Annotated in this window: 7 protein-coding genes and 1 pseudogene; 4 read left to right on the top strand and 4 right to left on the bottom strand. The window is 48.0% G+C overall.

The window, feature by feature from the left end; all coding sequences use genetic code 11:
• The 3 genes and pseudogenes from C7B65_RS26440 to C7B65_RS26430 form a co-directional block, all read right to left on the bottom strand.
• Positions 1 to 347: pseudogene (locus C7B65_RS26440) on the bottom strand (IS701 family transposase); the annotation flags it as partial.
• Between the two features lie 90 nt (positions 348 to 437).
• Positions 438 to 722, bottom strand: a complete 285-nt coding sequence (locus C7B65_RS26435) for a DUF433 domain-containing protein (protein ID WP_073075316.1) — start codon at positions 720 to 722, stop codon at positions 438 to 440.
• Positions 723 to 825: 103 nt separating this feature from the next.
• Complete coding sequence (locus C7B65_RS26430) at positions 826 to 1,512, bottom strand: hypothetical protein (protein ID WP_106254238.1); 687 nt, start codon at positions 1,510 to 1,512, stop codon at positions 826 to 828.
• A 397-nt stretch (positions 1,513 to 1,909) separates the two neighbouring features.
• Between C7B65_RS26430 and C7B65_RS26425 the strand changes: the two genes are divergently transcribed.
• Together C7B65_RS26425 and C7B65_RS26420 are read left to right on the top strand one after the other, a co-directional pair.
• The gene (locus tag C7B65_RS26425) at positions 1,910 to 2,272 is read left to right on the top strand and encodes a hypothetical protein (RefSeq protein ID WP_073075314.1); all 363 of its coding nucleotides are present in this window, start codon (positions 1,910 to 1,912) and stop codon (positions 2,270 to 2,272) included.
• Between the two features lie 4 nt (positions 2,273 to 2,276).
• The gene (locus C7B65_RS26420) at positions 2,277 to 2,609 is read left to right on the top strand and encodes an HNH endonuclease (RefSeq protein WP_219898752.1); all 333 of its coding nucleotides are present in this window, start codon (positions 2,277 to 2,279) and stop codon (positions 2,607 to 2,609) included.
• Positions 2,610 to 2,775: 166 nt separating this feature from the next.
• Here the strand turns inward: C7B65_RS26420 and C7B65_RS26415 are convergent, their stop codons facing one another.
• Entirely contained in the window at positions 2,776 to 3,744 is a 969-nt protein-coding gene (locus tag C7B65_RS26415) for a hypothetical protein (RefSeq protein WP_083583270.1), read from the bottom strand.
• Positions 3,745 to 3,843: 99 nt separating this feature from the next.
• On the opposite strand from C7B65_RS26415, the gene C7B65_RS26410 reads away from it, so the two are divergent.
• Positions 3,844 to 5,814 (top strand): NACHT domain-containing protein, encoded by a 1,971-nt coding sequence (locus tag C7B65_RS26410; RefSeq protein ID WP_073075313.1) that lies wholly within the window; start codon positions 3,844 to 3,846, stop codon positions 5,812 to 5,814.
• Entirely contained in the window at positions 5,811 to 6,047 is a 237-nt protein-coding gene (locus tag C7B65_RS27545) for a HEAT repeat domain-containing protein (protein ID WP_073075312.1), read from the top strand. The genes C7B65_RS26410 and C7B65_RS27545 overlap by 4 nt, the downstream gene beginning before the upstream one ends.
• The last annotated feature ends 66 nt before the right edge of the window (positions 6,048 to 6,113 follow it).

The following is a 6,113-nucleotide window of genomic DNA, read 5'->3' as shown; positions in this document are numbered from 1 at the left end:
TCCTCGGTCGGGTCGCCCAGGTGCCGAAACTTGCCGCACTTCTCCAAGGTGGTTAAGTCAATCAATACTTTCAGGGGACTGCCAGAGCCTGGAAGATGCGCTCTCATCTGCTGCAACACCTGGTGGCGAGTCGTTCTCAGCACCGAACGAGTTGACCACTCGGAGTGATTCAGAAAGCGGCTCAACGCGCTAGCAGATTTCGTCTGGCACCCCTGAGGGACAGGATGACCCTGCGCCTCTAAAAACAGTCCTAAAAGAGAACTGAGACTAGCGCGCTGATAGGGGCTAGGCATCAAGTGAAGCAGGGCGTACACTAATCCTTGGGCGTGTTGCAAGATGGTTTCCATAACCGTCCTAATTCAGCTATTTCTACGCCCTTTCTTACAGACTTTTAGCCGTTTTGCAACTCCCTGTTGAGACTGCTGCAAGATCTGAGTTTACCTTGCAGGCACATTCAGCGGCGGACGGCTGCGATACCACTCAATATAACCATCAATTTCAGACTGATTATCTAGATAAAAACTAAGGGCATCAAATACTTGAGCCGCAGATACGAGATCAAATAGCTGAGATGGAATTTCTTCGGGTGCAATTCCCGATCGCCAAAGTTCCACAATGTCTCGTACTGTGACCTGAGTTGCCACAATCGTCGGTTCTTGCAAAAACGCTTCTCTATCCCGAACCACATACCGAGAAACAGCGCCTGGAACAGTTTGAGACATCAGCCCTTGCTCTACAAGTTATTCTCTCTATTGTAATCGAGTCGTTCTCCAACGATTGCGATCGCAGTCTCGTTAAAGCTTGATACTCCAGTTGAGCTTGCGTTTAAGACAATTTCCACGTTCGGATTTCAGCCAACGCGATCGCAGCCTCTTCCTTGGTCACGCTTGGCAGTCGATTCGTAACATAGTCCTCATCTAACCCTGTGATTTGGCTAAATTCTGGTTCGATGCCGTCGAGCAGTTGGGGTGCGATCGAACTGACTTGCCAATCTCGATCCCAGAAAATTCGATCCGCGAGTTCGTCGATAATTTCTTCCCACAAGTCGAGATTGGTGGAGTGATCGCTAAAATCAGCCTCTTCCTCACGCGCTCCATATTCCTCGATCGCAGATTCCCAACGCGGACGCACAAATCCTTCAAACGCTTTCCAAAGCAGCCGACGGTAGGCATACTTCAGATCTTCCTCTTCATCTGACCATTCATCTTCTTCTGCGATTTCTTCCTCTACCCGCATTTGTAGATAAGCAAAGGGAAAATAAGCGCCTGCTTCGAGAACACTGTTCAACTCTGGGGCTTCGACTTCTGGCTCCAAGAGTGCCGAGAGACAGCGGTGAAGGATGACAACTTTCTGATGAATATTAGCGGAATCGAAGATGCGATCGCCCGTTTTCATATCCAATTCATCATTCATGAGTTCAATGTAATCTACGGCACTCTGCACTGCTTCGAGATACAATGCTGCCTCAATGTCTTCTAGTGATCGTGTGCCCAAACTTGTTCGCCAAACCATGTCGCCGTTCCTCAAAACAATCGTGCGCGGAGTCCCCAAATGTCCCTTTACATTTTCTGTGATCTCTGCGAAATCTCTGCAAGCAGATTGCGATCGCTCAACGACGAGAGCAACCTCGAATTTGACGGGCGGAAGAGATCCTCGTGCTGGGTGCGACCTCCATCCGATACATTGGAAAAAACCGATTACCTTTTGCTCCATAAGGGTTTTGAGTGCCTGTAAAATTGATCAATGAATAATCAAAAGGACTACTGTGAAATCGTTCAAAAACCTTATCAGCAGGAGGCTTGAGTCACTTTAGTATCAGGTAGAGGTCGCACCCCTCGTGCTTCGAGACCAAACGTGTAGGCATTTGAGGAATCGCCGTACAATAAAGAAGTCAATCTGAGAGAGCATTATGGCAGAGCGAGTCACGCTAACCCTTCCAGATTCATTAGCGCAACAGGTTCATGAAGTGGCGACCCTGACGCAACGCCCTTTGGAAGACGTGCTGTTAGAATGGCTGACTCGTGGCAGTATGGAACCTGCAATCGCTTCTCTGTCTGATACTCAGGTATTAGCGCTCTGCGACTCAGAATTATCTTTGCAGGAGCAAACGCAACTCAGCGACCTTTTGGGGAAACAGAGAGAAAATCAGCTACGTTCAGATGAACGATCGCATCTAGATCATCTATTACAGCGCTATCGCCGTGGATTAGTGCGGAAGGCGGAAGCCTGGAAGATTGCGGTGGAACGAGGTTTGCGTCCTGCGATTGGCTAGGAACATGAACCGTCCTTATATTTCGGTTGAGGTTGTAAGACAAGTCCGTGAGGCTGCACAGAATCGCTGTGGGTACTGTTTGAGTCCGCAATTTCTGGTCATGGCACGATTGGAGATTGAGCATTTGATTCCGGCGTCAAAAGGCGGCAGTAGCGAGGAGTCAAATCTGTGGTTGGCTTGTCCAATTTGCAATGGATACAAAGCAGATAAAACTGAAGCAATCGATCCGGAGACTAGAGAGAGCGTATCATTGTTTAATCCGCGATCGCAGGTTTGGACAGAGCATTTTCGCTGGATCGAGGGTGGCTTGAGAGTAGAAGGATTGACTGCGATCTGACGGGCAACCATTGCAGCGATCCGACTGAATGATGATCCTGATGCCTTGACAGTTCGCAGCTACTGGATTCTGGCAGGTTGGCATCCGCCCGAACTTTAGCTCTATGAGTTTCTTTCAGCCATAAGATTTCGCTTAACATCTTCGGTAGAACGGTGGGAATACGGCTTTATTTCTTTTTGCGATTCGTGCGTCGCGCCGCTGCTTGCTGCTTCCGTTTCGCCTTCTTTTTGGCTTTTTGCCGCTGATAGTCGGTCGCATCAAATCCCGATAAGGCAATCGGCAAAGAATCGCGCTCTATCAGAGATCGTGGCAATTCATAGCGTTTTCGAGGCCCTTCATCGGGTGATTTCAAGCCCAAACTGACCTGCACATCATCCCAATCTCCATTGAACAATTCGTCTACCTTTTCAGCCGCAAACGCCTGCTCGATCAGAGGAACGGCTTCCATGACTCGCAACTCAACCAAGCTTCCAATCACGAATGCGTTCATTTCAGGGTCATTCTCCTCAAAATGAGCCAGCTCGTCTTGCAAAATGGCGATGCACTGCGCGGTGACTTCCGGTTGCGTTTTCGCGATTCTCTCCAACCCTTCCACGGGAATTGTCCGCTGCCAACCGGATTTTGTACGATCGCGGATCAATTCTGCCAATGCTGGAATGCCAAGTGCGCCAATCATGCTGAACACGGTTGGCAGTTCTGAGGTCATCCAGTCTCGCCAACCCTCGTGATCCTCATACTCCAGCGATTGTTGCAGTAATGGCACGATGGCGGCTTCGGCTCGGAGTTGTCCCAACGCTCTCCACGCGTGAACGGGTGCCCAGCTTTCTGCCTCGTCGCCGTCTTGGTCGTAGAGTTCAGGGTCGGTTGCCATGCGAATCAAGCCGGGAATGTCGTTTGAGGTGATTCCCAAGGCTGGATAGTCAATCCAAGAGTCAACGCCGCCCCATTTGCATTCGCCTTGAGTCAGGAGTTGAGTGAGGGGTTCAGAATAGTCGGATATTGCCATAATGCGATCGTGCAGGGAACAGAATGTCACTTTGTTTTCTATCACGATTTTACGAATCTTGTGCAGCACGGTGATATCTTGCAATGCTGAGAATGAGGCTTGAATGGGGAGTTGCGATCGCAACGACAAACAGAAATTTTCTAGTCAAAGAAATCATTGAGAGATCCTGGTTATAGAAAATGCGGCGTGTAATATTGAGAACAAGCCCCGTCCTTCGTTGCCCTCTCAATGATTCCTGATTTCCAGCCCTATCTTGAATCGATTCGTGCTGCTTATGCCAAGTGGTGGCAGCTTTACACGTTGACCGATGCCCAAGGGAAACAACGACAGTCGAAGGACGTGTCCCCGTTTTTTGACTTTGGCTTGACCGTACAGACGGTGAAGCGAGAAGAGCGGGAAGAGCGAGAAGCAGAGAAAGTTGAACGATTTCCAGTTCTCGAAGGGATTCGCAAGTATGCAGACCAGCAGGTATTGTTGGTCGGGCAACCGGGTTCGGGGAAGTCTAGGGCGTTGGCGCGGTTGATGCTGGAAGAGGCGACGAAACCACAGGCGAAAATTCCGGTTCTGGTGGAATTGCGCTATTGGCAAAGGTCGATCGAAGAATTAATTCGCAGTTCATTCGCTCGACATGAGCTGCGCGTTGAATCATTAGAACTGGTGTTGGCGCGATCTCTACTCCTATTCGATGGGGTGAATGAATTGCCTTCGGAAGAAGCGCGATCGCAGCTTTCCACTTTTCGACGCAACCATCCGAAACTACCGATGATCTTCACCACACGAGATTTGAGTCTTGGGGGAGATCTGGGAATTGAGCAGAAATTAGAAATGCAGCCGCTCACCGAAGCGCAGATGCAAGCGTTTGTTCGATCGTATGTGCCAGAGCAAGCAGAGGAAATGCTACGGCAACTAAAGGATCGATTGCGAGAGTTTGGACAAACGCCTTTGCTGCTGTGGATGTTATGTAGCCTGTTTCAGCAGACGGGACAGATTCCAAAGAATTTGGGGATGGTGTTTCGGGAGTTTACGCAGGGCTATGAGCGGTATTTGAAAGAGGATGCGCGGATTGAGAGCGATCGGACTTGGTGGAAGCCTGTGCTGCAACAGTTAGCATGGGTGATGATGCAGGGGGAGAAACCGACAGAGTTTCGGGTTGCGATCTCAAAGGAAGAAGCGGTGAGAGCGATCGCGCAATTTCTAAATGAGAAAGTGCCATTTGCAGAAGATTTTGCTCGGAAGTGTTTGAGAGACTTGCAAAAGCATCATTTGATTCAGGCAGGGACGAACAGCGAAGAGCTAGAGTTTCGGCATCAACTGATTCAGGAGCATTATGCGGCAGAGGCGTTGCTAGAGCAGTTGCCGAAGTTAGAGCCTAAGACACTGCAACGAGACTTCCTAAATTTTTTGAAGTGGACGGAACCTGTAGCACTAATGCTGGCTTGTTTGGATGAAGAACTGGCGGAGAAAATAGTAGAGTTGGCGTTGGAAGTAGATTCGAGACTCGGAGCGCGATTGGCAGGAGAAGTAAAGTCGGAGCTTCAGAAGATAACAGTCAGCAAGATAGACATATTAGAAGTACCCAAATGGTTAAAGATAAAGCTTTTGGGGGAAACAAGATCGAGTCTTGTCATTTCTACACTTCTACAAGAACCAAAAGATGAAACAGGCACTATCTCTAATAAAGTAGCTTGCGCGTTAAAGCTAATAGATCAAGCAATCACAAGTCCTGAATGTGCTGAAGCAATAGCCCTCTATATAGAAATCCATGAGAGTGACTATTCGATGGAGCCATTAAAACTGCCTGATGAAGATGCTACTGATTGGCAAACAACAGAAGAGCTTGTTAATCTATTTGCTAATCGACCAATTCCTGTTTTGCTTAAAGTTTTGGAAAATGACAATGAACAAGTACGTTGGATAGCAGCAATTACATTGGGTAAGTTGAATGCTGTAGAAGCAGTTCCAGAATTGCTCAAATCACTGAAGAATCTCAGCAGAAATGCTCGTCAGATGACTTTTGAAGTACTAGAGCAGTTTGAATCACAGATACTTCCTGCATTACTTGAAGTACTAGAGGATGAGAGCCGCTACCTGCAACAGCAGTCAGCCCTGAAACCAGGGAAGCAAATTTTATGCGCACTACCCTGGAGCAATGTACGGAGGATAATTATGGGATCAGTTTTCATATATGTTCGAGTGTGATCAAGCGACTAGAAGGTTTTGGATGTCAAGTAATTCCCTATCTGCTGAAGGAATTCACAAATAAAGATTCGCATATGCGTTGGGAAGCAGCGGCGGTATTGGGAAGACTAGGTGCTACAGAAATAAGTCCTGTGTTGCTCAAAGTAATTCAAGAAGAAGAAATGTATGACCGTTGGGAGGCAATTAAAGTTCTAAAAGATTTAGGGCGTGTAGAAGAAATAATGGGTTTGTAAAGTAGTTTGTGTCAAGCGATAAATAACTACATGGGAAACCTCCCTTCAAACTCGATAGCAAAGCGA

It is taken from the genome of Phormidesmis priestleyi ULC007 (genome assembly GCF_003003695.1).
Lineage (GTDB): Bacteria > Cyanobacteriota > Cyanobacteriia > Leptolyngbyales > Leptolyngbyaceae > Phormidesmis_A > Phormidesmis_A priestleyi_A.
The sequence above is the reverse complement of the archived record's forward strand: the minus strand, read 5'-3'. Positions and strand labels throughout refer to the sequence as shown.

What these genes read in the sequence shown, in the direction of transcription:
- C7B65_RS26430 (WP_106254238.1), bottom strand. Translation starts at nt 1,512, where the DNA reads ATGGTTTGGCGAACAAGTTTGGGCACACGATCACTAGAAGACATTGAG.
- C7B65_RS26435 (WP_073075316.1), bottom strand. Translation starts at nt 722, where the DNA reads ATGTCTCAAACTGTTCCAGGCGCTGTTTCTCGGTATGTGGTTCGGGAT.
- C7B65_RS26420 (WP_219898752.1), top strand. Translation starts at nt 2,277, where the DNA reads ATGAACCGTCCTTATATTTCGGTTGAGGTTGTAAGACAAGTCCGTGAG.
- C7B65_RS26410 (WP_073075313.1), top strand. Translation starts at nt 3,844, where the DNA reads ATGATTCCTGATTTCCAGCCCTATCTTGAATCGATTCGTGCTGCTTAT.
- C7B65_RS26425 (WP_073075314.1), top strand. Translation starts at nt 1,910, where the DNA reads ATGGCAGAGCGAGTCACGCTAACCCTTCCAGATTCATTAGCGCAACAG.